At 60.0% G+C, this 21,333-nt stretch carries 20 protein-coding genes; 6 read left to right on the top strand and 14 right to left on the bottom strand.

Annotated features, from left to right (window positions below):
* Positions 1-3 precede the first annotated feature (3 nt).
* Positions 4-1,524 carry an apolipoprotein N-acyltransferase gene (gene lnt, locus AO277_RS09450; protein WP_044318445.1) on the top strand — a complete coding sequence of 507 codons (1,521 nt, stop codon included), beginning with the start codon at positions 4-6 and terminating at the stop codon, positions 1,522-1,524.
* A gap of 48 nt (positions 1,525-1,572) precedes the next feature.
* Here lnt and AO277_RS09445 read toward each other — a convergent pair whose 3' ends face one another.
* Together AO277_RS09445 and AO277_RS09440 are read right to left on the bottom strand one after the other, a co-directional pair.
* Positions 1,573-2,343, bottom strand: coding sequence for a YdcF family protein (locus AO277_RS09445; RefSeq protein ID WP_044318446.1), 771 nt, complete (start codon positions 2,341-2,343; stop codon positions 1,573-1,575).
* 106 nt (positions 2,344-2,449) lie between these two features.
* Complete coding sequence (locus tag AO277_RS09440) at positions 2,450-2,779, bottom strand: hypothetical protein (RefSeq protein ID WP_002555321.1); 330 nt, start codon at positions 2,777-2,779, stop codon at positions 2,450-2,452.
* 311 nt (positions 2,780-3,090) lie between these two features.
* Here AO277_RS09440 and leuS point away from each other — a divergent pair, with 311 nt between their 5' ends.
* From leuS to AO277_RS09410, 5 genes are all read left to right on the top strand, one after another.
* Complete coding sequence (gene leuS, locus AO277_RS09430) at positions 3,091-5,697, top strand: leucine--tRNA ligase (RefSeq protein WP_044318447.1); 2,607 nt, start codon at positions 3,091-3,093, stop codon at positions 5,695-5,697.
* Positions 5,698-5,786: 89 nt separating this feature from the next.
* A complete protein-coding gene (locus tag AO277_RS09425) occupies positions 5,787-6,392 on the top strand; it encodes an LPS-assembly lipoprotein LptE (RefSeq protein ID WP_004655642.1) in 606 nt (201 codons plus the stop codon).
* Between the two features lie 41 nt (positions 6,393-6,433).
* A complete protein-coding gene (holA, locus tag AO277_RS09420) occupies positions 6,434-7,471 on the top strand; it encodes a DNA polymerase III subunit delta (protein ID WP_044318448.1) in 1,038 nt (345 codons plus the stop codon).
* 280 nt (positions 7,472-7,751) lie between these two features.
* A complete protein-coding gene (gene arfA / locus AO277_RS09415; RefSeq protein WP_002555325.1) occupies positions 7,752-7,907 on the top strand; it encodes an alternative ribosome rescue factor ArfA in 156 nt (51 codons plus the stop codon).
* Positions 7,908-7,990: 83 nt separating this feature from the next.
* Positions 7,991-9,328, top strand: a complete 1,338-nt coding sequence (locus tag AO277_RS09410) for a lytic murein transglycosylase (protein ID WP_044318449.1) — start codon at positions 7,991-7,993, stop codon at positions 9,326-9,328.
* A gap of 120 nt (positions 9,329-9,448) precedes the next feature.
* On the opposite strand, the gene lipA is transcribed toward AO277_RS09410, so the two are convergent.
* The 12 genes from lipA to AO277_RS09350 form a co-directional block, all read right to left on the bottom strand.
* Positions 9,449-10,456 carry a lipoyl synthase gene (gene lipA, locus AO277_RS09405; protein ID WP_002555327.1) on the bottom strand — a complete coding sequence of 336 codons (1,008 nt, stop codon included), beginning with the start codon at positions 10,454-10,456 and terminating at the stop codon, positions 9,449-9,451.
* The gene (gene lipB / locus AO277_RS09400) at positions 10,449-11,105 is read right to left on the bottom strand and encodes a lipoyl(octanoyl) transferase LipB (protein ID WP_044318450.1); all 657 of its coding nucleotides are present in this window, start codon (positions 11,103-11,105) and stop codon (positions 10,449-10,451) included. Before lipB ends, lipA begins: the two co-directional genes overlap by 8 nt.
* Positions 11,105-11,380 carry a DUF493 domain-containing protein gene (locus AO277_RS09395; protein ID WP_002555329.1) on the bottom strand — a complete coding sequence of 92 codons (276 nt, stop codon included), beginning with the start codon at positions 11,378-11,380 and terminating at the stop codon, positions 11,105-11,107. Before AO277_RS09395 ends, lipB begins: the two co-directional genes overlap by 1 nt.
* A 93-nt stretch (positions 11,381-11,473) precedes the next feature.
* Positions 11,474-12,634, bottom strand: a complete 1,161-nt coding sequence (locus AO277_RS09390; protein WP_002555330.1) for a D-alanyl-D-alanine carboxypeptidase family protein — start codon at positions 12,632-12,634, stop codon at positions 11,474-11,476.
* A gap of 241 nt (positions 12,635-12,875) precedes the next feature.
* Positions 12,876-13,904, bottom strand: a complete 1,029-nt coding sequence (locus AO277_RS09385; protein ID WP_044318451.1) for a septal ring lytic transglycosylase RlpA family protein — start codon at positions 13,902-13,904, stop codon at positions 12,876-12,878.
* The gene (mltB, locus tag AO277_RS09380; protein ID WP_002555333.1) at positions 13,904-14,911 is read right to left on the bottom strand and encodes a lytic murein transglycosylase B; all 1,008 of its coding nucleotides are present in this window, start codon (positions 14,909-14,911) and stop codon (positions 13,904-13,906) included. Before mltB ends, AO277_RS09385 begins: the two co-directional genes overlap by 1 nt.
* Positions 14,912-14,928: 17 nt before the next feature.
* The gene (gene rodA, locus AO277_RS09375) at positions 14,929-16,032 is read right to left on the bottom strand and encodes a rod shape-determining protein RodA (protein ID WP_044318458.1); all 1,104 of its coding nucleotides are present in this window, start codon (positions 16,030-16,032) and stop codon (positions 14,929-14,931) included.
* 31 nt (positions 16,033-16,063) lie between these two features.
* Complete coding sequence (gene mrdA, locus AO277_RS09370) at positions 16,064-17,959, bottom strand: penicillin-binding protein 2 (protein WP_044318452.1); 1,896 nt, start codon at positions 17,957-17,959, stop codon at positions 16,064-16,066.
* A 28-nt stretch (positions 17,960-17,987) separates the two neighbouring features.
* A complete protein-coding gene (rlmH, locus tag AO277_RS09365; protein ID WP_044318453.1) occupies positions 17,988-18,455 on the bottom strand; it encodes a 23S rRNA (pseudouridine(1915)-N(3))-methyltransferase RlmH in 468 nt (155 codons plus the stop codon).
* 9 nt (positions 18,456-18,464) lie between these two features.
* Positions 18,465-18,851 (bottom strand): ribosome silencing factor, encoded by a 387-nt coding sequence (gene rsfS / locus AO277_RS09360; RefSeq protein WP_002555337.1) that lies wholly within the window; start codon positions 18,849-18,851, stop codon positions 18,465-18,467.
* Between the two features lie 60 nt (positions 18,852-18,911).
* Positions 18,912-19,571: a nicotinate-nucleotide adenylyltransferase gene (gene nadD, locus AO277_RS09355; protein WP_161795786.1), complete on the bottom strand. Its 660-nt coding sequence runs from the start codon at positions 19,569-19,571 to the stop codon at positions 18,912-18,914.
* Between the two features lie 22 nt (positions 19,572-19,593).
* The gene (locus AO277_RS09350) at positions 19,594-20,859 is read right to left on the bottom strand and encodes a glutamate-5-semialdehyde dehydrogenase (RefSeq protein ID WP_044318455.1); all 1,266 of its coding nucleotides are present in this window, start codon (positions 20,857-20,859) and stop codon (positions 19,594-19,596) included.
* Positions 20,860-21,333 lie beyond the last annotated feature (474 nt).

Genomic DNA, 21,333 nt, shown 5'->3' with positions numbered 1-21,333 from the left:
TACATGCGCTGGATAACCCGCCCCGGCTGGCCCGGTAACCTGCTGGCCCTGGCGGCTGGCGGGCTCACGACCCTGGCCCTGGCGCCCTTCGACTTCTGGCCGCTGGTGCTGGTGTCGGTGGCCCTCTTCTATCTGGGGCTGCGCGAGCTGAATCCGCGCCAGGCGCTGGCTCGTGGCTGGTGTTACGGCTTTGGCCTGTACGGCGCGGGCACCAGTTGGATCTACGTCAGCATCCATACCTACGGTGGTGCTTCGGTACTGCTGGCCGGGCTGTTGATGCTGCTGTTCATCGCTGCCATTGCCCTGTTTTTCGCCCTGCCCGCCTGGGTCTGGGCGCGCTGGCTACGGCGCAACGAAGCGCCGCTGGCCGATGCACTGGCGTTTGCAGCACTATGGCTGTGGCAGGAGGCATTTCGCGGCTGGTTCCTTACCGGCTTCCCGTGGCTTTATTCCGGTTACAGCCAGCTTGACGGACCACTTGCCGGGCTCGCCCCGGTCGGTGGTGTATGGCTAATCTCGTTCTCGCTGGGCCTGACTGCCGCACTGTTGTGCAACCTGCACCGCTTGCGGGCACGCAAATCGTTCCTGGCGACGGGTGTGGTGCTGTTGCTGGCACCCTGGATCGCAGGCCTGGCACTCAAGGACCATGCCTGGACATCACCGTCCGGCCCGCCGCTGAAAGTCGCGGCGATGCAGGGCAACATTGAACAAAGCATGAAGTGGGACCCGCAAAAGCTCAATGATCAGCTCGCACTGTACCGGGACATGACCTTCCGTTCACAGCAGGCTGACCTGATCGTCTGGCCGGAAACCGCCGTGCCGGTGCTCAAGGAAAGCGCAGAAGGCTACCTGGCGATCATGGGCAAGTTCGCTTCGGACCGCGGCGCAGCGCTGATCACCGGCGTGCCAGTGCGTGAGCCGACCGGGCGCGGCGAGTATCGCTATTACAACGGCATCACGGTTACCGGCCAAGGCGATGGCACCTACTACAAGCAAAAGCTCGTGCCGTTCGGTGAATACGTGCCGCTGCAGGACCTGTTGCGCGGGTTGATTTCCTTCTTCGACCTGCCGATGTCGGACTTCGCCCGCGGCCCGAACGACCAGGCGCTGTTGCAGGCCAAGGATTATCACATCGCGCCGTTCATCTGCTACGAAGTGGTTTATCCAGAGTTCGCCGCAGGCCTGTCGGCGCAAAGCGACCTGTTGCTGACGGTCAGCAATGACACTTGGTTCGGTACCTCGATCGGTCCGCTGCAACACTTGCAGATGGCTCAGATGCGCGCCCTTGAAGCGGGCCGCTGGATGATCCGTGCCACCAACAACGGCGTGACCGCGCTGATCGACCCGTTTGGCAGGATTACGGTACAGATTCCGCAGTTCGAACGCGGCGTGTTGTACGGCGAAGTGGTACCGATGCACGAACTCACGCCTTACCTGCGCTGGCGCTCATGGCCACTGGCAATTGTCTGCCTGCTGCTGTTCGGCTGGGCATTGATGGCAGCACGGATTGCCAAAACCGTCTGAGTGCACGAAACCGGTATCGCCTGTTTTCAGGCGATACCGGTTAAAGAGTCAGTGGCTGGGCGGATAAATCCACGGATAAACCAGCCAGCCTGCCGCTTCGTTAAGCAACACGCCGCTTTGCGTGAACACACGACTTTCAGGCAGCCAGCCGCCAAAGGGGCGAGCGTTGTCGACACCGAGAAAGCCGACCGGCGCACTCACCACGGTAAAACCCGCCTGTTCGAAACTCCAGCGCGCTCGTGGCATGTGCCAGGCTTGCGTGACCAGCACCACGCGCTTGACACCTAGCGGTTGAAGAACCGCAGCGGTCATCGTCGCGTTTTCCCATGTTGTACGGCTCAGCCCTTCCTGCCAGCGTACCGTCACACCAAAATCATCGTGTAGCGCCTGCGCCATGATCGACGCCTCGCTGGGCGGCTGATCAAAGTGCAAGCCGCCGGTGGTCAGTATTGGCAGCCCGGACGTTTTCGACAACCGCGCCGCCAGACGCAGTCGCTCCAGCCCCAGCCCAGTCGGTGTATCTGTGCCCCACGTCGGAGAATTGCGCTCACGGCCATTGCCCAGCACCACAATGGCGTCCGCCTGCTGCGCCAGTGTCGCCCACTGCTGCTGCGGCAAGGGCGGGACCCGCTCCATTTTACGGGCAGCGAATTCCACCGCTACCGGCAGGCTCATCAACCACAGCCCGCCAAGACCGACCGCAAAAAATGCCGCTGCCAGGCGCGGACGGGAACGACGCAACCACCAGCCAAGAATGAGCAGAACAAACAGGATACCAGGCGGCAACAGGAGGGTTTTGAGCAGGTAGCGCAAAGGCATCGGGACATCTCCATGGATGTCCGCAGCCTAGAATGTTTGAAGCCAGGCGACAACGCCTGAAGTAAGCAGGCCCTTCGCCTGCGCGCAGAAGCGAGATTTTAAATACTTAACTGTTGCGACCCAACCGTGCCAGGCCCTTGCCTCGTCGCCTGTCTTTCAGCCAGATGATAGTCGCTGACGCTCTGGACGGCCTGCCGAGATCCGGCTGGAAGACCAGCTGCTCCCTGACAGCGACGTCCGCAGCCCTCAGGCCTTTTTCCAGATAGGCTTCGATCAGCTGGAGTTCGGCACTGCTCAAGCCCTTGAGTTCAAGCTCGGCTGGCGACTCGTTTCGGAGCCGGACCGAGGTACTCGCCGTCTCGAGCGCAAGCCCGAGGCGGTCGATCAGACGCTCATACAGTTCGGACAGGCTTACTACATGCTGCAACTCGGTCATCCGCTCACCTCATCGAAGATAATCATCACCCTCGAAATTGAGCTTAGCGCTGCTGTGCAAACCGGCATGGAACTGCGACCAACGGGCAGATAGGGCTGTCAGCCGGGCTTTGAGCCCTGCGAGGCGCAATCAGGGTTTCCCTCGATAGACAGCCCTCATGTATGCTACTGCGCTTCCTGTAATTCCACTTCCGTGCTCTTGAGCCCGAACGCACCGCACAGACAGTTGCAATTGTCCGCCACGCGGTGCCGACCTGACTCGGCGAAGCAATGAAGAGGTCAAGGGTCACTAATCTTTAGTAAAAAGTAGCCATGCACGAACTCTATCAGCCCCGCGAAATCGAAGCCGCTGCCCAGACATTCTGGGATGAGCAAAAGTCTTTTGAAGTCAGTGAACAGCCAGGCAAGGACACTTTCTATTGCCTGTCGATGTTTCCTTACCCGAGCGGCAAGCTGCACATGGGTCATGTGCGCAACTACACCATTGGTGACGTGATCTCCCGTTACCAGCGCATGCTGGGCAAGAATGTCCTGCAGCCACTGGGCTGGGACGCGTTCGGCATGCCGGCCGAAAACGCCGCCATCGACAACAGCGTTGCGCCGGCCAAGTGGACCTACGAAAACATCGCCTACATGAAGAACCAGCTCAAGAGCCTGGGTCTGGCGGTCGACTGGTCGCGCGAAGTCACCACCTGCAAGCCTGATTACTACCGCTGGGAACAATGGCTGTTCACTCGCCTGTTCGAAAAAGGCGTGATCTACCGCAAGAACGGCACCGTCAACTGGGACCCTGTCGACCAGACCGTACTGGCCAACGAGCAGGTCATCGACGGCCGCGGCTGGCGTTCCGGCGCGCTGATCGAAAAGCGCGAAATCCCGATGTACTACTTCAAGATCACCGCCTACGCAGACGAGCTGCTGGAAAGCCTCGACGAGCTGCCGGGCTGGCCTGAACAGGTCAAGACCATGCAGCGCAACTGGATCGGCAGGTCGCGCGGCATGGAAGTGCAATTTCCGTACGATCAGGCCTCGATCGGCGAAGCCGGTGCACTGAAAGTCTTCACCACTCGCCCTGACACCCTGATGGGCGCGACCTACGTCGCCGTTGCCGCTGAACACCCGCTGGCGACCCTGGCCGCGCAAGGCAACCCTAGGCTGCAAGCGTTCATCGATGAGTGCAAAGGCGGCAGCGTTGCCGAAGCTGACGTTGCCACTCAGGAAAAGAAAGGCCAGCCGACTTCGCTGTTCGTCGAGCACCCGCTGACCGGCGAAAAACTGCCGGTGTGGGTCGCCAATTACGTGTTGATGCATTATGGCGATGGCGCAGTCATGGCCGTGCCGGCACACGATGAGCGTGATTTCGAGTTTGCCACCCAGTACGGTCTGCCGATCAAGCCCGTAGTACGCACCAGCGCCGGCGACCAGACGCCTGCCCCATGGCAGCCGGCCTACGGCGAGCATGGCGAGCTGATCAATTCCGGCGAGTTCACCGGCCTGAATTTCCAGGCCGCATTCGATGCCATCGAAGCGGCACTGGTGAAAAAATCCCTCGGTCAGTCGCGCACCCAGTTCCGCCTGCGTGACTGGGGCATCAGCCGCCAGCGTTATTGGGGTTGCCCGATCCCTATCGTGCATTGCGATACCTGTGGCGACGTGCAGGTTCCTGAAGACCAGTTGCCGGTTGTCCTGCCTGAAGACGTAGTGCCTGATGGTGCTGGCTCGCCACTGGCGCGCATGCCCGAGTTCTACGAATGCAGCTGCCCGAAATGCGGCGCACCGGCCAAGCGCGAAACCGACACCATGGACACCTTCGTCGAGTCCTCGTGGTACTACGCTCGCTATGCGTCGCCGCATTACGAGGGTGGTCTGGTCGAGCCGAATGCTGCCAACCACTGGTTGCCGGTGGACCAGTACATCGGCGGCATCGAACACGCCATTTTGCACCTGCTCTATGCGCGCTTCTTCCACAAGTTGATGCGTGACGAAGGCCTGGTGACCTCGAACGAGCCGTTCAAGAACCTGCTGACCCAGGGCATGGTCAACGCCGAAACCTACTTCCGCATGGAAACCAGCGGCAAGAAGACCTGGATCAACCCGGCCGACGTGACTCTCGAAAGAGACGCCAAGGCCAAGGTTATCAGCGCGAAGCTGACCAGCGATGGCCTGCCGGTGGAAATCGGCGGCACTGAAAAGATGTCGAAGTCGAAGAAAAACGGCATCGACCCGCAAACCATGATCGATCAGTACGGGGCCGATACCTGCCGTCTGTTCATGATGTTCGCCTCCCCGCCCGACATGAGCCTGGAGTGGTCCGACTCGGGCGTCGAAGGCTCGCATCGCTTCCTGCGCCGCGTGTGGCGTCTGGCTCAGGCGCATGTCGCTCAAGGCGCATCGACCGGTCTGGACATTGCGGCACTGACGGATGACCAGAAAACCATCCGCCGCTCGATTCACCAGGCGATCAGACAGGCGAGCCAGGATATTGGCCAGAACCAGAAATTCAATACCGCCGTCGCACAAGTGATGACGCTGATGAACGTCCTGGAAAAAGCCCCGCAGGTCACCCCGCAGGATCGCGCGCTGCTGCAGGAGGGTTTGGAAACGGTCACCCTGCTGCTGGCACCGATCACGCCGCACATCAGCCACGAGCTGTGGACGCAACTGGGCCACAATGAGCCGGTCATCGACGCTGGCTGGCCTGCGTGCGATGCAAATGCGCTGGTCCAGGACAGCCTGCAACTGGTCATTCAGGTCAACGGCAAACTGCGCGGCCATATCGAAATGCCCGCCAGCGCCAGCCGCGAAGAAGTCGAAGCGGCCGCACGTATCAACGAGAACGTATTGCGCTTCACTGATGGCCTGACCATTCGCAAGGTGATCGTCGTGCCTGGCAAGCTGGTCAACATCGTCGCAAGCTGATTGGATCGGGCGCCCGGCAGACGCCGGGCGCCGAACATATTTCCAGGGTACGCAGTGTCGGCCCAAACGGATTCAAGGGGAGCATCAAGATGATCAAACGCAATTTGCTGGTGATGGGCCTGGCTGTTCTGTTGAGTGCCTGTGGCTTCCAGCTGCGCGGCACCGGCACCACCGAGCTGGCCATCAAGGAGCTGGATGTCAGCGCGCGTAACGCTTATGGCGAAACCGTGACCCAACTCACTCGCCTGCTGACCAGTTCCGGCGTCAAGGTCTACACCGGCGCGCCTTACAAGCTCATGCTGACCAACGAAGCAGAAACCCAGCGCGCCATCAGCTATTCGGGTTCGGGTCGCTCGGCTGAATACCAGCTGACCACCACTCTGACCTATGAAGTGCATGGCGACCGAGATCGTTTCCTGCTCGGCGACAAGGTCACTGCAGACCGCTCCTACGTTCACGATGGCAACAACCTGACCGGTTCCGATCAGGAAGCTGCCCAGGTTCGTCAGGAAATGCGCAACGACCTGATCCAGAAAATGATGGCGCGCTTGCAGCAAATGACGCCGACACGCCTTGAAGAACTGCAGGCCAAGGCCGACGCAGTTGCCAAGGCTGAAGCCGACGCACAGGAAGCCGCCCAGCGGATCCGCGACGAGACGCCTCAGCAATCGCCTGTCGAAGTACCGGCCAGGTAAGTGTCCGGGGCCAGTCAGCTGGCCCCGGCATGCTCTGACTCATGAAACTCGCCCCCGCCCAACTCGGCAAGCACTTGCAAGGCACACTTGCGCCCGTCTATGTGATCAGCGGTGACGATCCGCTGCTCTGTCAGGAAGCGGCTGACGCCATTCGCGCGGCCGCACGCCAGCAGGGCTTCGATGAGCGCCAGGTGTTCAGCGCCGACGCCAGCTTCGACTGGGGCACATTGCTCCAGGCGGGTGCCAGCATGTCGCTGTTTGCAGAGCGCCGTCTCCTGGAGTTGCGTCTGCCCTCCGGCAAGCCCGGCGACAAGGGTGCTGCGGCGCTCATGGAATATTGCGCCAGACCTGCCGAAGACACCCTGCTGCTGATCAGCCTGCCCAAGCTCGATGGCAGTGCGCAGAAAACCAAATGGGGCAAGGCACTGGTTGAGGGTGCGCAAACCCAGTTCGTGCAAATCTGGCCGGTGGACGTCGGCCAGCTGCCGCAATGGATTCGCCAGCGCCTGTCGCAGGCGGGCCTGGCAGCGACTCAGGACGCCGTCGAACTGATCGCGGCCCGGGTCGAAGGCAACCTGCTGGCCGCCGCGCAGGAAATCGAAAAGCTCAAGCTGATGGCCGAAGAAGGCCAGATCACCGTCGAGACAGTACAGGCGGCCGTGGCCGACAGTGCACGCTTCGACGTATTTGGCCTGACCGATGCCGTGCTCAATGGCGAAGCTGCCCATGCCTTGCGCATGCTGGAAGGGCTGCGCGGCGAAGGGGTCGAAACCCCAGTGATCCTTTGGGCGCTGACTCGCGAACTGCGTGCACTGGCCAACATGTCCCAGCAGTTCAGTCAGGGCGTGCCACTCGACAAAGTGTTCAGCTCGGCCCGCCCGCCGATCTGGGACAAGCGCAAACCATTGATGAGCAAAGCCCTGCAACGCCATTCGGCAAAACGCTGGAGCCAGTTGCTGATGGACGCACAGCGCATCGATGCGCAGATCAAGGGGCAGGCGCCAGGCTCGCCGTGGAGCAGCCTCAGCCGACTGGCGCTGCTGATGGCGGGGCAACGGCTGGCACTGCCTGCGGAGTGAGTGGGTGTTGTCGACTCTCGTTCCCGCGCTCTGCGTGGTAACGCCTTTCAGGACGCTCTGCGTCCTCTTGTGACGCGGAGCGTCACGAACTGCATGTCGACGCGGAGCGCCGGCACGATAAAGCGAGCAGCCTGCACCGCCCCCTTCGTGAGCAAGCTCGCTCCCACAGGTATTGCATTCAAGTCCGCCTCCCGCGTCATAGCACACGACTATTAGACACAAGCGCCGTTCTGCCCGATTATTTGCATCGCTTTACAACACCCATCAGGAGCACCCCGCCATGAGCAAGCCAAAGCGGCCGAACAAGGCCAAATCCATCATCGCCCAGCCATTGTTCCGCAGTCGTCAGGAACAACCCGCCAAGGGCAAAGGCAGCTACCGCCGCGAAGCCTTCCAGTCTAAAAGCTGGGAGGCTTCCTGCTTTATGGCGGCCTGATATCGAGCAACATCTCCGGGGCGCTTTCAACCGCTTAGCCGTGTTATGGTCTGCACCTAACGGTAATACCCTTGGACTCAAGCATGCCTTCTCGTTTTACCCATCGCCCGCAGCTGCGCCAACTCATCGCTGCCTCCAGCCTTGTTGCCTTGGTAGCCTGCGCAGAAAAACCCACTGCAGCCGATGCCACGCCTCTTCAATCCAGCAAAGCACAGACAAACGCTCCTGCCGTAGCCCCTACGCCTGCGCTGGTCGTTGATGACAGCCTCACGATTCAACCCGCCGTCAGCTTCAGCGAATGGCAGGCCGGTTTTCGTGTTCAGGCGTTAAAGGCAGGTATCCGGGCGGATGTATTCGATCAGGCATTCGCCGGTGTCACTCCCGACATGAGCGTGGTCAAGGCCGACCGCAGCCAGCCTGAGTTCACCCGTCCGATCTGGGAATATCTGGACGGTGCCATCTCCGCCGCACGCGTGCGCAAGGGGCAGGCGCTGCTTTCGCAGTACGCTGACGACCTGCAGAAGATCGAGCAGCAGTATGGTGTGGATCGTCAGGCGCTGGTCGCGGTATGGGGCATGGAAAGTAATTTCGGGTCGTTCCAGGGCACGCAATCCGTCATTCGCTCGCTGGCTACGCTGGCCTATGAAGGTCGCCGTCCCGGTTTTGCACAGAGCCAGTTGCTGGCCGCGCTGGAAATCATCCAGCATGGCGACATCACACCGGACAAGATGCTGGGTTCGTGGGCCGGTGCGATGGGCCAGACCCAGTTCATCCCGACCACCTATAACACTCATGCCGTCGACTTTGATGGCGATGGCCGCCGTGACATCTGGAACACTCCCGCCGATGCCCTGGCCTCCACTGCGCATTACCTGCAAAGCTCTGGCTGGCAACGCGGTCAGCCCTGGGGGTTTGAAGTGGTACTCGGCTCCGGGTTTGATTACTCGCTGGCAGATTCGACCACTCGCAAGAGCCTCGCTGAATGGCAACAATTGGGCCTGAAACAACCGGACGGCTCGGCGATTCCAGTCGCAGCCAGCCAGCAGCAAGCCGTCTTGTTGTTGCCAGCCGGTTATCGCGGGCCAGCCTTTCTGGTGCTGGATAACTTCCGAGCCATTCTCAAGTACAACAACTCCACCTCGTACGCACTGGCGATCAGCCTGCTTTCTGACCGGTTCAAAGGGGCCGGGTACGTAGTAGGTGCATGGCCACGCGGGGACACTCCGCTGAGCCGCTCTGAACGCATTGAACTGCAAACCCTGCTCTCGGCACGTCAATATGACGCAGGCGCACCAGACGGCATTATCGGTGCCAATACGCGCAAGGCCATTCGTAGCGCGCAGCAGTCATTCGGCTGGCCGGCAGATGGTTACCCGACGCATGAATTGCTGGAGGCCCTGCACAAGCCTGTGGGGCAATAATCGGGAGGACGCAGAGCGTCCAGAACGGCATGCCCACGCGGAGCGTTGGCACGATAATCAACCGCAAACAAAAAGGGCCAGGTATCGCTACCTGGCCCTTCTTGTTTTTGCGGCGTGCTGTCAGAGCATTGCCTTGGCGATCTTGGCTTGCTCGTCGGCATGATACGAAGAGCGTACCAGCGGCCCGGATGCGACGTTCTTGAAGCCCATCTTGTAACCTTCCTCGGCAAACCAGGCAAAGGTGTCAGGGTGGACAAAGCGCTGCACCGGAAGGTGGTTGCGCGATGGTTGCAGGTACTGACCCAGCGTCAGCATGTCGATGTCGTGCTCGCGCATGCGCTGCATGACTTCGATAACCTCTTCGTCGGTCTCGCCCAGGCCCAGCATCAGCCCTGATTTGGTCGGTACATGCGGGACCATCTGTTTGAAGCGCTGCAGCAGGGTCAACGACCACTGGTAGTCCGAACCCGGACGCGCAGCCTTGTACAGACGCGGAACGGTTTCCAGATTGTGGTTGAACACATCCGGTGGCTCGGCAGCGGTGATTTCCAGCGCTACGTCCATGCGGCCACGGTAATCCGGCACCAGCGTTTCGAGCTGTACGCCCGGCGACAGCAGGCGGATTTCGCGGATGCAGTCGGCAAAGTGCTGAGCACCGCCGTCACGCAAGTCGTCACGGTCCACCGAGGTGATCACTACGTACTTCAGACGCAGGTCGGCAATTGCGATGGCGAGGCTCTTCGGTTCGTTGACGTCGAGCGGCTTCGGACGACCATGGCCCACGTCGCAGAATGGGCAGCGACGGGTGCAGATGTCGCCCATGATCATGAACGTTGCGGTGCCACCGGAGAAGCATTCGCCCAGGTTCGGGCAGGACGCCTCTTCACAGACACTGTGCAGCTTGTGCTTGCGCAGCAATTGCTTGATACGGTCGACTTCCGGAGAAACCGGGATGCGCACACGAATCCAGTCGGGTTTCTTCGGCAGATCTACCGTTGGAATGATCTTGACCGGGATGCGCGCAACCTTTTCCGCTCCGCGAAGCTTAACGCCCGCTTCGACTTTCGGACGGGCCACTCGCTCGGAAACATCCAGCGTCGGGATCAGGGTTTGCACGGTGTCAGTCATAATGGTTTATTCCGCCCGTAAGGGTCGCCTGCTCAGCGTAGTCGAGGTGTTTGACGAGCTGCGCACGCAGTCGGGCACTTACCTCGGAAAATTCTATCTGCCCTGCCTGATCGCTCAGTTCGGTCATGGCCAACCCGGCGTATCCGCAAGGGTTGATGCGGCGGAACGGCTCCAGGTCCATGTCGACGTTCAACGCCAGACCATGAAACGAGCAGCCGTTGCGAATGCGCAGACCGAGCGACGCGATTTTCGCGCCGTCTACGTATACACCCGGTGCATCGGCCTTGGCGGCTGCCTTGACGCCGTAGTCGGCGAGCAAGGCGATAAGGGTATTCTCGATCCGTGTTACCAGATCGCGAACACCGAAACCAAGGCGCCTGACGTCCAGCATCAGGTAAGCCACCAGTTGGCCCGGGCCATGATAAGTCACTTGGCCGCCACGATCGACCTGTACGACAGGAATATTGCCCGGCAGCAGCAAATGTTCGGCCTTGCCGGACTGTCCCTGGGTGAAAACCGGGGGGTGCTGGACCAGCCAGACCTCATCGGCAGCCTCGCGGCCACGCCCATCGGTAAAGCGCTGCATGGCGTGCCAGGCGGTTTCGTAATCGATCAGGCCCAGATCACGAAAACCCAGCGCAACCGTCATCAGAGCACCATGTGCACGAAACCCGTAGCGCGAAGGGCACTATTGATATCGCGCAATTGATCTTCGCCTGTAGCGACGATGTGCAACTGGACGGTGGTGTATTTGCCGTTGCTGCTCTGACGCTCGGCGAGTGTCTTGAGGTCGACCTGAGCGTACTTGTGCAGGACTTCCATAACAGCAGCAGTAAAGCCCACGCTGGTGTCACCGATCACCTTGATCGGATAGTCATCGCAGGGGAATTCGATTTTGTGCGACTTGATGTCGGTATCAGTCATGGCAGTAAAGGTCTCACAAGCCGTGACGACGGACACGCGGCCCGCTCAGATCATGAGCAGGCCGCGAGAAGGTCGGCAGTAGTTACTGGAGGGTCAGTTGAACAAGCCGTAGAAGAACAGGCGGATGCTATCCCACACGCGGCGGAAAATGCCACCTTCCTCAACTGCATCAAGCGCAATCAGGTTAGCGGTATGAACCACCTGATCGTCTTTCTTGACCTCGACCTTACCGATCACGTCGCCCTTGGCGATTGGCGCAACCAGTTGCGGGTTCATGGTCATGCTGGCGGACAGCTTCTTCATGTCGCCTTTTGGCATGGTCATGCTCAGATCTTCAGCCAGACCGGCCTTGACCTGACGCTCAGTGCCTTTCCAGACGGTTGCCTGAGCCAGCTCGGTGCCCTTCTGATAGAAGTTCTGGGTTTCGAAGAAACGGAAGCCATAGGTCAGCAGCTTCTGGGTTTCAGCCGCACGGGCCTGCTCGCTGTTGGTGCCGAACACTACTGCGATCAGACGCATGCCGTCACGTACAGCCGAAGACACCATGCAGTAGCCGGCCTCGTCGGTGTGGCCGGTCTTCAGACCGTCAACGGTCTTGTCGCGCCACAGCAGCAGGTTGCGGTTAGGCTGCTTGATGCCGTTCCAGAAGAACTCTTTCTGCGAGTAGATCGCATAGTGAGCCGGGTCTTCGTGAATGATTGCACGCGCCAGGATCGCCATGTCGTGAGCCGACGAGTAGTGCTCGGGGTTCGGCAGACCGGTCGGGTTCATGAAGTGGCTGTTGGTCATGCCCAGATCGCCGGCGGTCTTGTTCATCATGTCGGCAAATGCATCTTCGCTGCCGGCAATGTGCTCGGAGATCGCGACGCTGGCGTCGTTACCCGATTGAATAATGATGCCGTGCAGCAGGTCGCTGACCGTCACCTGGCTGCCCACCTTGATGAACATCCGCGAACCGCCTGTGCGCCAGGCATTTTCACTGATGGTCACCGGATCGTTCTCGCCGATCTGGCCGCGACGAATTTCCAGGGTCGCGATGTAGGCAGTCATCAGCTTGGTCAGACTGGCAGGTGCCAGACGCTGGTCACCGTTGTTCTCGACCAGAACGTTGCCGCTGGTGGCATCCATCAGTACGTAGGACTTGGCTGCCAGTTGCGGCGCAGCAGGCGTCATCTGCTCTGCCGCCCAGACGGTCGGGGTGATAATCAGTGGAACAAGCAGGCACAAACGTTTTGCAAAGGTGGTGATGTTCATCCGTCTCTCGAGAATCCTAATGGGCAAACATGCCCTTGCGGGCAAAACTGAACAGACCGGCGAGGCGAAAACGCCTCGGTACGGCTCGTGGCGCCAGGCTGTAACCCTGGCTGACAAAGTCGCCTGTTCGACACACGACCTTGTGGGCAGTTACCTGCAACGCTGGCCCTGATGGCAAAGCTGCGCTGCCTGCGACTGCATATCGTCCTCCGTTGTTGCTGGAAAACGATTGTCGAAAAACTTATTGATCCGATGTCACTACGCTTGGCTGACCCAGATTGGCCGACCTGACGCTGTTTTGCAGTTGCTGGGCTTCACCCGGCGTGTCGATCGGTCCCATCCGGACCCGATAGAGCGTTTGCTGATTGCGAGCTATCGAGCTGACGAACACCGGCGCTCGAACCATCCCGCTCAGTTTCGACCTCAGGAGCTCCGCAGCGTCCGGGTTGGCGAAGGCTCCCACCTGGAGAAACAGCCCAGCGGCTTGTCCTGAAGCGTTTTTTTTTGCGTCAACCTGCAACGGCACGACAGGTGCGGCATGTTGCTGCGGTGGCGGCGTGTATTGCTCGACGGTTCCGGTCGATGTCGACAGCGCGGGCGGCGTGGCCTGAGCCATCACTTGCGGCTGATTGAGCATCAGCGGTGCCGGACGGCCACGTTGCGCCCACCATTCCTGCGGGTCGATACCTTCGACCTTCACCCGGGCGGTGCCGGTTTCGGCATAGCCCAGCTTTTTGGCGGCAGCGTAGGACAAGTCGATAATGCGGTCCGAATAGAATGGCCCGCGGTCGTTGACGCGCAAAATCACCGTGCGGTTGTTGTCCAGGTTGGTCACTTTGACATAGCTGGGCAGCGGCAGGGTCTTGTGCGCGGCACTCATGCCATACAGGTCATACACCTCGCCGTTGGCGGTGTTCTGGCCATGAAACTTGGTGCCATACCAGGAAGCGGTGCCCGAAGCGACGTAACGCTTTGAATCGCTCATCGGGAAATAGGTCTTGCCCAGCACCGTATACGGGTTGGCCTTATAGGCACCGGTGTGCAGAGTCGGCGTCGCGTCGGGGATGCGCGAGACATCCACATCCCACCACGGCGCGCCGTCCTTGTGGGCCCGGTTGATATCCAGCCCCGGCATCGAGCGCACGACTGCACCGCCTTTTGGCGACTGCGACGACGTTGTGCGTGACGGCGACGAGCAACTGGCAACCAGCACTGCCAGGCCGGTCAGCGCCAGAAGCTTGAATGTTTGCAGAATCGGCAATGCCCGCATTACTTGACGCCTCGAGCTTGAACCAACGATTCAGACAGCTGATACACGGCCATGGCGTACATCACACTGCGGTTATAACGAGTGATAGCATAAAAATTGTTCAAACCCAGCCAGTATTCAGGACCATTGTCGCCTTCAAGACGGAACGCCGTTACCGGCATATCGTCGCGCAGCGCATCATGACTCGCCCAGCCCAGCTGTCGCAACTCCCCGACCGACATTACCGGATCAAGCGCAGGGCTCAACCCTTCGTCAACCCGGTCGCCACGTGCGGTCGCGCGGCTGACTACCGGCTGACCGGCTACCCAGCCATGACGCTTGAAATAACTGGCAACGCTGCCGATGGCATCGTCCGGGTCGGTCCAGATGTTGATATGGCCGTCGCCGTCGAAATCCACTGCATATGCGCGGAAACTGCTCGGCATGAACTGCGGCAGGCCCATTGCTCCGGCGTACGAGCCTTTGAGAGTCAAGGGGTCAACCTGTTGTTCGCGAGCCAGCAGCAGAAACTCACGCAATTCCTTGCGGAAGAACTGTGCGCGTGGCGGGTAATCGAAACCGAGCGTCGACAATGCATCGATCACCCGGTAATTGCCGGTGTTGCGGCCGAAAAAGGTTTCCACGCCAATGATCGAAACGATGATCTGCGCCGGTACACCATATTCCTGCTCGGCGCGGGCCAATGCGGCCTCGTGCTGACGCCAGAAATCGACACCGCGGGCGATGCGCGTATCGGTGATGAACATCGGCCGATACTCTTTCCACTGCTTGACCCGTTCGGCCGGGCGGGAAATGGCATCGAGAATGGCCTGCTTGCGCTCCACCTCACGAAACAGGCTCATCAACTGCTCACCGGCAAAACCGTGATCGCGGGTCAGCTCACCGACGAATTCCGCTACCTGGGGCGAACCCTCATAGTCGCCGGCCAGCGCCTCTTGCACCGATCCAAGGATGCCTACCAGACCGACCACCGGAGCATATCGAGCCCAGTTACGCATTGCTTGCATTGAATAGTTCACCTTAATCAAACTTGAGCAATCCATTTACGGTGTGTATGGATCGACATCAAAACCCCAAACGCTGACAGTAGGGTCACCAGCGAAGTTCCGCCGTAGCTAATGAAGGGCAATGGCACCCCCACCACTGGCAGCAGGCCACTGACCATACCGATGTTGACGAAAACGTAAACAAAAAACGTCATGGTCAACGCTCCGGCCAGCAGTTTGCCGAATAATGTCTGCGCCTGTGCCGTGATCACAAGCCCACGGCCGATCAGCAGCATATAGATGATCAGCAGCGCACAGATGCCCACCAGACCGAACTCTTCACCCAGTACCGCGATGATGAAGTCGGTGTGGCTTTCCGGCAGAAAGTCCAGGTGCGACTGAGTGCCCAGCAGCCAGCCTTTGCCGAAAACGCCGCCCGAACCGATGGCTGCCTTTGACTGAATGATGTTCCAGCCGGTGCCCAGCGGATCGCTTTCCGGGTCAAGGAAGGTCAGCACGCGCTGTTTCTGGTAGTCGTGCATAAAGAAGAACCACATGGCCACCGCCGCAGGCACAGCGGCCGCCAGCACACTGATAATCCAGCGCCAGCGCAGGCCGGCCATGAACAGCACAAAGGCACCTGAGGCCAGAATCAGCAGTGACGTCCCCAGGTCAGGCTGGCGCACGATCAGAATGAACGGCACACCGACCAGGGCGAGACTGACCGCCACATGCTTCAAATGCGGGGGCAGCGTGCGCTTGGACAGGTACCAGGCGATGGTCGCCGGCATGATGATCTTGAGAAACTCCGAAGGCTGGAAGCGGATCACCCCGGGAATGTTGATCCAGCGCGTCGCGCCCATGGCGTTGTGACCCATGACATCCACCACTACCAGCAGCAGGACGCCGATGACATACAGTACCGGCACCCAGCGCGCCATGAAGCGCGGCTCCAACTGGGCGATCACCACCATCGCCACCAGACCGATACCAAACGAGCTGGCCTGCTTGATGAGCAGGTCCCAGTTCTTGCCGCTGGCCGAATACAGGACGAACAGGCTGCCAGCCGCAAGGGTCAGCAACAGGATCAACAACGGGCCATCGATATGAATGCGCTGAAAAAAAGTGGCACGGCGACGCATCACGTCTTCGCTGGACAGGATGCGGTCGAAATTACTCTTCACGGGCCGCAGCCTCCAGATTCAGGGAACCGGCATACTCAGGCTTGAGATGGCCGTTTTCGTCGAGCAGCCAGGCGTCCATCACCTGCCGCACAACGGGTGCAGCAACGCCGGAACCGGACTCGCCGTTCTCGACCATCACTGCAACAACGATTTTTGGATTGTCGGCCGGTGCAAAACCGACAAACAGGGCATGGTCACGGTGACGCTCCTGAACCTTGGTACGGTCGTATTTCTCGCCCTGCTTGATGGCGACTACCTGAGCCGTACCGCTTTTGCCGGCGATCCGGTATTGCGCACCGATGGCAGCCTTGCGCGCCGTACCACGCGCGCCATGCATCACTTCCTGCATGCCGTGGTTGACTCGCCCCCAGTTGGCCGGGTCGCGCAGCACGATGTTCGGCATCGGGTTTTCATCCACAGGCGCCTTGCCTTCGATGGTTCTGGCCAGATGCGGACGGTTCCACACACCCTTGTTGGCCACCAGTGCGGTCGCCTGGGCCAGTTGCAACGGCGTTGCCTGCATGTAGCCCTGCCCAATGCCGAGAATCAGGGTTTCGCCAGGGAACCAGGCCTGGCGACGGGTCGCACGCTTCCATTCACGGGACGGCATCAGACCGGGGGACTCCTCGAACATATCCAGCGACACTTTCTGCCCGATGCCGAACTTGTTCATGTAGGTGGAAAGCCGATCGATGCCCAGTTTGTGCGCCAGATCGTAGAAGTACGTGTCATTGGAACGTATGATCGCGGTATCCAGATCCACCCAGCCATCACCGGTGCGGTTCCAGTTACGGTACTTGTGATCGTAATTGGGCAGTTGGTAATAGCCAGGGTCGAACACTCTTGAGCCGGGCGTTACTGCACCGGCGTCCAGCCCGGCAATCGCCACGGCAGGCTTGATGGTCGAACCGGGCGGGTAAAGGCCGCGAAGAATGCGGTTGAACAGCGGCCGGTCTATTGAATCGCGTAGCTCGGCGTAGGCCTTGAAGCTGATACCGGTGACGAACAGATTCGGATCGAAACTGGGCGCGCTGACCATCGCCAGCACTTCTCCGGTGGCAGGGTCCAGCGCGACTACCGCGCCACGACGCCCACCCAATGCGGCCTCGGCAGCTTCCTGAAGGTTGATGTCCAGGCTAAGAACGATGTCCTTTCCAGGGATCGGGTCGGTGCGTTTGAGCACGCGCAGCACGCGGCCACGGGCGTTGGTCTCGACCTCTTCGTAGCCGACCTGACCATGCAGATCGGGTTCGTAAAATCGCTCGATACCGGTCTTGCCGATATGGTGCGTGCCGCTGTAATTGATCGGGTCGAGGCTCTTGAGCTCTTTTTCGTTGATCCGCCCCATGTAACCGACCGAGTGAGCAAAATGCGGCCCTTGCGGGTAGTGCCTGACCAGTTGCGCAACCACTTCGACACCCGGCAGGCGGAACTGGTTGACCGCAATCAGGGCGATCTGCTCTTCGCTCAGCTCGAACAGGATAGGCACCGGCTCGAACGGCCGACGCCCCTGCTTCATACGCTTTTCGAAGATGATGCGATCATCCGGGGTGAGCTGGAGGATCTCGACAATGGTGTCGAGCACACTGGACCACTCGCCGGCACGCTCACGGGTCATGCTGAGACTAAAACTGGGCCGGTTGTCCGCAACCACCACGCCATTACGGTCGTATATCAGCCCACGGCTGGGCGGAATCGGCTGAACGTGAACGCGGTTGTTTTCGGAAAGTGTGGAGTGATACTCGTACTGGATGACCTGCAGGTAATACAACCGGGCAATCAGCACGCACACCAGCAACACCACCGCCACGGCACCGAACACGACCCTGCCGCGCACCAGGCGTGCGTCCTTTTCGTGGTCTTTGAGGCGGATCGGTTGAGACATTTAGGCCGTATTCACAGTAAAGACGATGCTACTTGTGATAAGGGTGCCCGGACAGGACTGTCCAGGCGCGATACATCTGTTCGCCGATCAGAATGCGCACCAGTGGATGCGGCAGGGTCAGCGGCGACAGGGACCAGCGTTGTTCACTGCGGGCACAGACTTCAGGTGCCAGCCCCTCGGGGCCGCCGACCATCAGGTTGACCGTGCGTGCATCGAGACGCCAGCGATCGAGTTCGACCGCCAGCTGTTCGGTGCTCCACGGTTTGCCATGCACTTCAAGCGTGACAATCCGCTCGCCCGGCTGCACTTTCGCCAGCATCGCCTCGCCTTCCTGACGGATTAAGCGCGCAACATCGGCGTTCTTGCCCCGGGTATTGAGCGGGATTTCCACCAGTTCAAGCGCAAGCTCGGAGGGCATCCGCTTGGCGTACTCGTGCCAACCTTCTTCCACCCACTTGGGCATGCGCGAACCCACAGCAATCAGACGCAAACGCACATCAAGGCCTTATTCGTTGCCTGGAGTGTGATGCGCAGCGCTGGCGGCACGGCTTTGTTCAGCGCCCTGCCACAAGCGTTCCAGGTCGTAGAACTGGCGTGCCGCAGCGGTCATTACGTGAACGATCACATCGCCCAGGTCCAGCAGAACCCAGTCGCTGTCGCCCTTGCCTTCTTCGCTCAGGGACTTCAGGCCGGCTGCCTTGACCTTGTCACGGACGTTATCGACCAGTGCATTCAACTGACGGTTGGACGTACCGGTGCAGATCAGCATGTAGTCAGCGATGCTGGTCTTGTCACGCACATCGATGGTCAGGATGTCTGCACCCTTGACTTCTTCAAGGGCTGCAATCGCAACATTGATGACTTCTTCACTGCTCATTTTTTGCTTTGTCATATAAAACTCATTCAGCTCGTATGTGTGGGACCGTTCAAACGCTTATCGATCAAAGCAGTTTCAGGACGACCCATCAGTGTTCGGCGCGCGGTAAAGTCCGCGTGCATCGATATAGGCCAGTACCGCGTCTGGCACCAGAAAACGTACCGACTTACCGCTGGCCAGCAGTTGACGGATCTGGGTGGCAGACACCGATAAAGGCGTCTGCCAGACGAATGTAATGTGTCCACCCGGCCCTTTCAGGGCCTTGGGGTCGCTGACCGCGCGTGCCGCCAGCAGATTGCGCATGGCATCCGGCGACTCGCTGTCCGCGTCCGGGCGTTGCAGCACCACGATATGGCAGTGCTCCAGCATTTCTTCCCACCTGTGCCAGGTCGGCAGCCCACAAAAGGCATCCCAACCCAGCAACAGGAACAGCTGGTCCTGAGGCGCCAGTTCGGCGCGCATCGATTCCAGTGTGTCGAGGGTATACGACGGTTTGTCCCGCTTCAGTTCACGGTCATCCACCGTCAAGGGCGACACACCCGCAACCGCGCTCTGAACCATCGCCAGACGGTCCTCGGCGGTGACACTCGGCATGTCACGATGCGGAGGCCTGGCGCTGGGCGTCAGGCGCAACTCATCGAGTTCCAGCAGTTCGGCCACTTCAAGCGCACCGCGCAAGTGACCGATATGAACCGGGTCAAACGTACCCCCAAGCATACCGATACGTCTGGGCAGCGCTGTCGTGGGGTTGTTCAAGTCAGGCTTGTCCGCGCAATTGACCATCACCGATCACGATGTACTTCTCGCAGGTCAACCCTTCAAGCCCGACTGGACCGCGGGCGTGCAGCTTATCAGTAGAAATGCCGATCTCGGCACCCAATCCGTATTCGAACCCGTCCGCAAAGCTGGTCGGTGCATTGACCATGACCGAACTGGAATCGACCTCGGCCATGAACCGGCGAATCTGACTTTGATGGTCGGAAACGATGGCATCGCTGTGATGCGAACCATAATGGTTGATGTGCTCGATGGCTTCGTCCAGCCCTGAAACGACGCGAATCGACAGGATTGCAGCCAGGTATTCGGTGTGCCAGTCGTCTTCGGTGGCCGGAACTACGTCGATCAGGTCACGGGTGCGCTCGCAACCGCGCAACTCGACGCCCTTCTCGCGAAACTGCGCGGCCATGGCGGGCAGGAAATCGGCGGCGATGGTTTGATCGACCAACAGGGTTTCCATCGCGCCGCAGATACCGTAGCGGTACGTCTTGGCATTGAAGGCAATCTTCTGCGCCTTGGCCAGATCGGCGTGGGCACTGACATACACATGGCAGATGCCGTCCAGATGCTTGATGACCGGCACGCGCGCATCGCGGCTGACCCGCTCGATCAGGCCCTTGCCGCCACGCGGAACGATGACGTCAACGTACTCGGGCATGGTGATCAATGCGCCAACCGCTGCACGGTCGGTGGTTTCAACCACCTGCACCACAGCAGCAGGCAGCCCGGCCTCGGCCAGACCACGCTCGATGCAGGCGGCAATGGCACGATTGGAATGAATGGCTTCGGAACCGCCGCGCAGGATAGTCGCGTTACCGGACTTCAGGCACAGACTGGCCGCATCGATGGTCACATTCGGACGCGACTCGTAGATGATTCCCACAACACCCAGCGGCACACGCATCTTGCCGACCTGAATACCCGACGGCCGATAGCTCATGTCGCGGATCGCACCGACCGGGTCTGCCAGACCTGCTACCTGACGCAACCCGACGATCATGCTGTCGATACGCGCGGGGGTCAGGGCCAGTCGTTCCAGCATTGCCGGCTCAAGGCCATTGGCCTGACCATTGGCCAGGTCCAGCGCATTGGCGGCAGACAGCTCGGCGCGCGCTTCATCCAGAGCAGCGGCAGTGGCTTGCAGGGCGCGGTTCTTCTGCGCAGTGCTGGCACGACCGATCACTCGCGAGGCTTCGCGGGCGGCGCGACCCAGGCGGGTCATGTAGTCAAGAACGGACTCAGTCATGGTCTCAGAGGTCTTGGCAAAGAGGAAAGCGGCTGATTATAGCTGTCGTGCCGCACGAACGACAGCGCAGACAGGCGGATGGTCGATATCAGTGCGTAGATTTATTGTGCAGACCGATGCCTATCCCCCTCAGCCCTCATCGTTACATACAAAGTCCGCTTTTGATTCTGGCCGAAAGCCGTAGGAGCGGACTTGTCCGCGAAGGGGCCGTGACATCCGCAGGAGGTGTATCGCCCGAAATAAAGCTTTCGCGAACAAGTTCGCTCCCACGCCCTGCGGGCAGAAGCCTGAACGCCACCATTTATCACGCTCATCCCTCATCGTTACATACAAAGTCCGCTTTGGATTCTGGCCGAAAGCCGTAGGAGCGGACTTGTCCGCGAAAGGGCCGTGACATCCGCAGGAGATGTGTCGCCCGAGATAAAGCTTTCGCGAACAAGTTCGCTCCCACGCCCTGCGGGCAGAAGCCTGAAC

This window comes from Pseudomonas amygdali, from assembly GCF_002699855.1.
GTDB lineage: Bacteria > Pseudomonadota > Gammaproteobacteria > Pseudomonadales > Pseudomonadaceae > Aquipseudomonas > Aquipseudomonas amygdali.
Note: the sequence above shows the minus strand (reverse complement) of the source record. Positions and strands in the feature narration are given on the sequence as shown.

What these genes read in the sequence shown, in the direction of transcription:
- AO277_RS09390 (WP_002555330.1), bottom strand. Translation starts at nt 12,634, where the DNA reads ATGAACATCACCACCTTTGCAAAACGTTTGTGCCTGCTTGTTCCACTG.
- AO277_RS09425 (WP_004655642.1), top strand. Translation starts at nt 5,787, where the DNA reads ATGATCAAACGCAATTTGCTGGTGATGGGCCTGGCTGTTCTGTTGAGT.
- AO277_RS09385 (WP_044318451.1), bottom strand. Translation starts at nt 13,904, where the DNA reads ATGCGGGCATTGCCGATTCTGCAAACATTCAAGCTTCTGGCGCTGACC.
- lipB (WP_044318450.1), bottom strand. Translation starts at nt 11,105, where the DNA reads ATGACGGTTGCGCTGGGTTTTCGTGATCTGGGCCTGATCGATTACGAA.
- leuS (WP_044318447.1), top strand. Translation starts at nt 3,091, where the DNA reads ATGCACGAACTCTATCAGCCCCGCGAAATCGAAGCCGCTGCCCAGACA.
- AO277_RS09445 (WP_044318446.1), bottom strand. Translation starts at nt 2,343, where the DNA reads ATGCCTTTGCGCTACCTGCTCAAAACCCTCCTGTTGCCGCCTGGTATC.
- lnt (WP_044318445.1), top strand. Translation starts at nt 4, where the DNA reads ATGCGCTGGATAACCCGCCCCGGCTGGCCCGGTAACCTGCTGGCCCTG.
- mrdA (WP_044318452.1), bottom strand. Translation starts at nt 17,959, where the DNA reads ATGTCTCAACCGATCCGCCTCAAAGACCACGAAAAGGACGCACGCCTG.
- AO277_RS09350 (WP_044318455.1), bottom strand. Translation starts at nt 20,859, where the DNA reads ATGACTGAGTCCGTTCTTGACTACATGACCCGCCTGGGTCGCGCCGCC.
- rsfS (WP_002555337.1), bottom strand. Translation starts at nt 18,851, where the DNA reads ATGACAAAGCAAAAAATGAGCAGTGAAGAAGTCATCAATGTTGCGATT.
- rodA (WP_044318458.1), bottom strand. Translation starts at nt 16,032, where the DNA reads ATGCGTCGCCGTGCCACTTTTTTTCAGCGCATTCATATCGATGGCCCG.
- AO277_RS09395 (WP_002555329.1), bottom strand. Translation starts at nt 11,380, where the DNA reads ATGACTGATACCGACATCAAGTCGCACAAAATCGAATTCCCCTGCGAT.
- holA (WP_044318448.1), top strand. Translation starts at nt 6,434, where the DNA reads ATGAAACTCGCCCCCGCCCAACTCGGCAAGCACTTGCAAGGCACACTT.
- AO277_RS09440 (WP_002555321.1), bottom strand. Translation starts at nt 2,779, where the DNA reads ATGACCGAGTTGCAGCATGTAGTAAGCCTGTCCGAACTGTATGAGCGT.
- lipA (WP_002555327.1), bottom strand. Translation starts at nt 10,456, where the DNA reads ATGACTGACACCGTGCAAACCCTGATCCCGACGCTGGATGTTTCCGAG.
- mltB (WP_002555333.1), bottom strand. Translation starts at nt 14,911, where the DNA reads ATGCAAGCAATGCGTAACTGGGCTCGATATGCTCCGGTGGTCGGTCTG.
- AO277_RS09410 (WP_044318449.1), top strand. Translation starts at nt 7,991, where the DNA reads ATGCCTTCTCGTTTTACCCATCGCCCGCAGCTGCGCCAACTCATCGCT.
- arfA (WP_002555325.1), top strand. Translation starts at nt 7,752, where the DNA reads ATGAGCAAGCCAAAGCGGCCGAACAAGGCCAAATCCATCATCGCCCAG.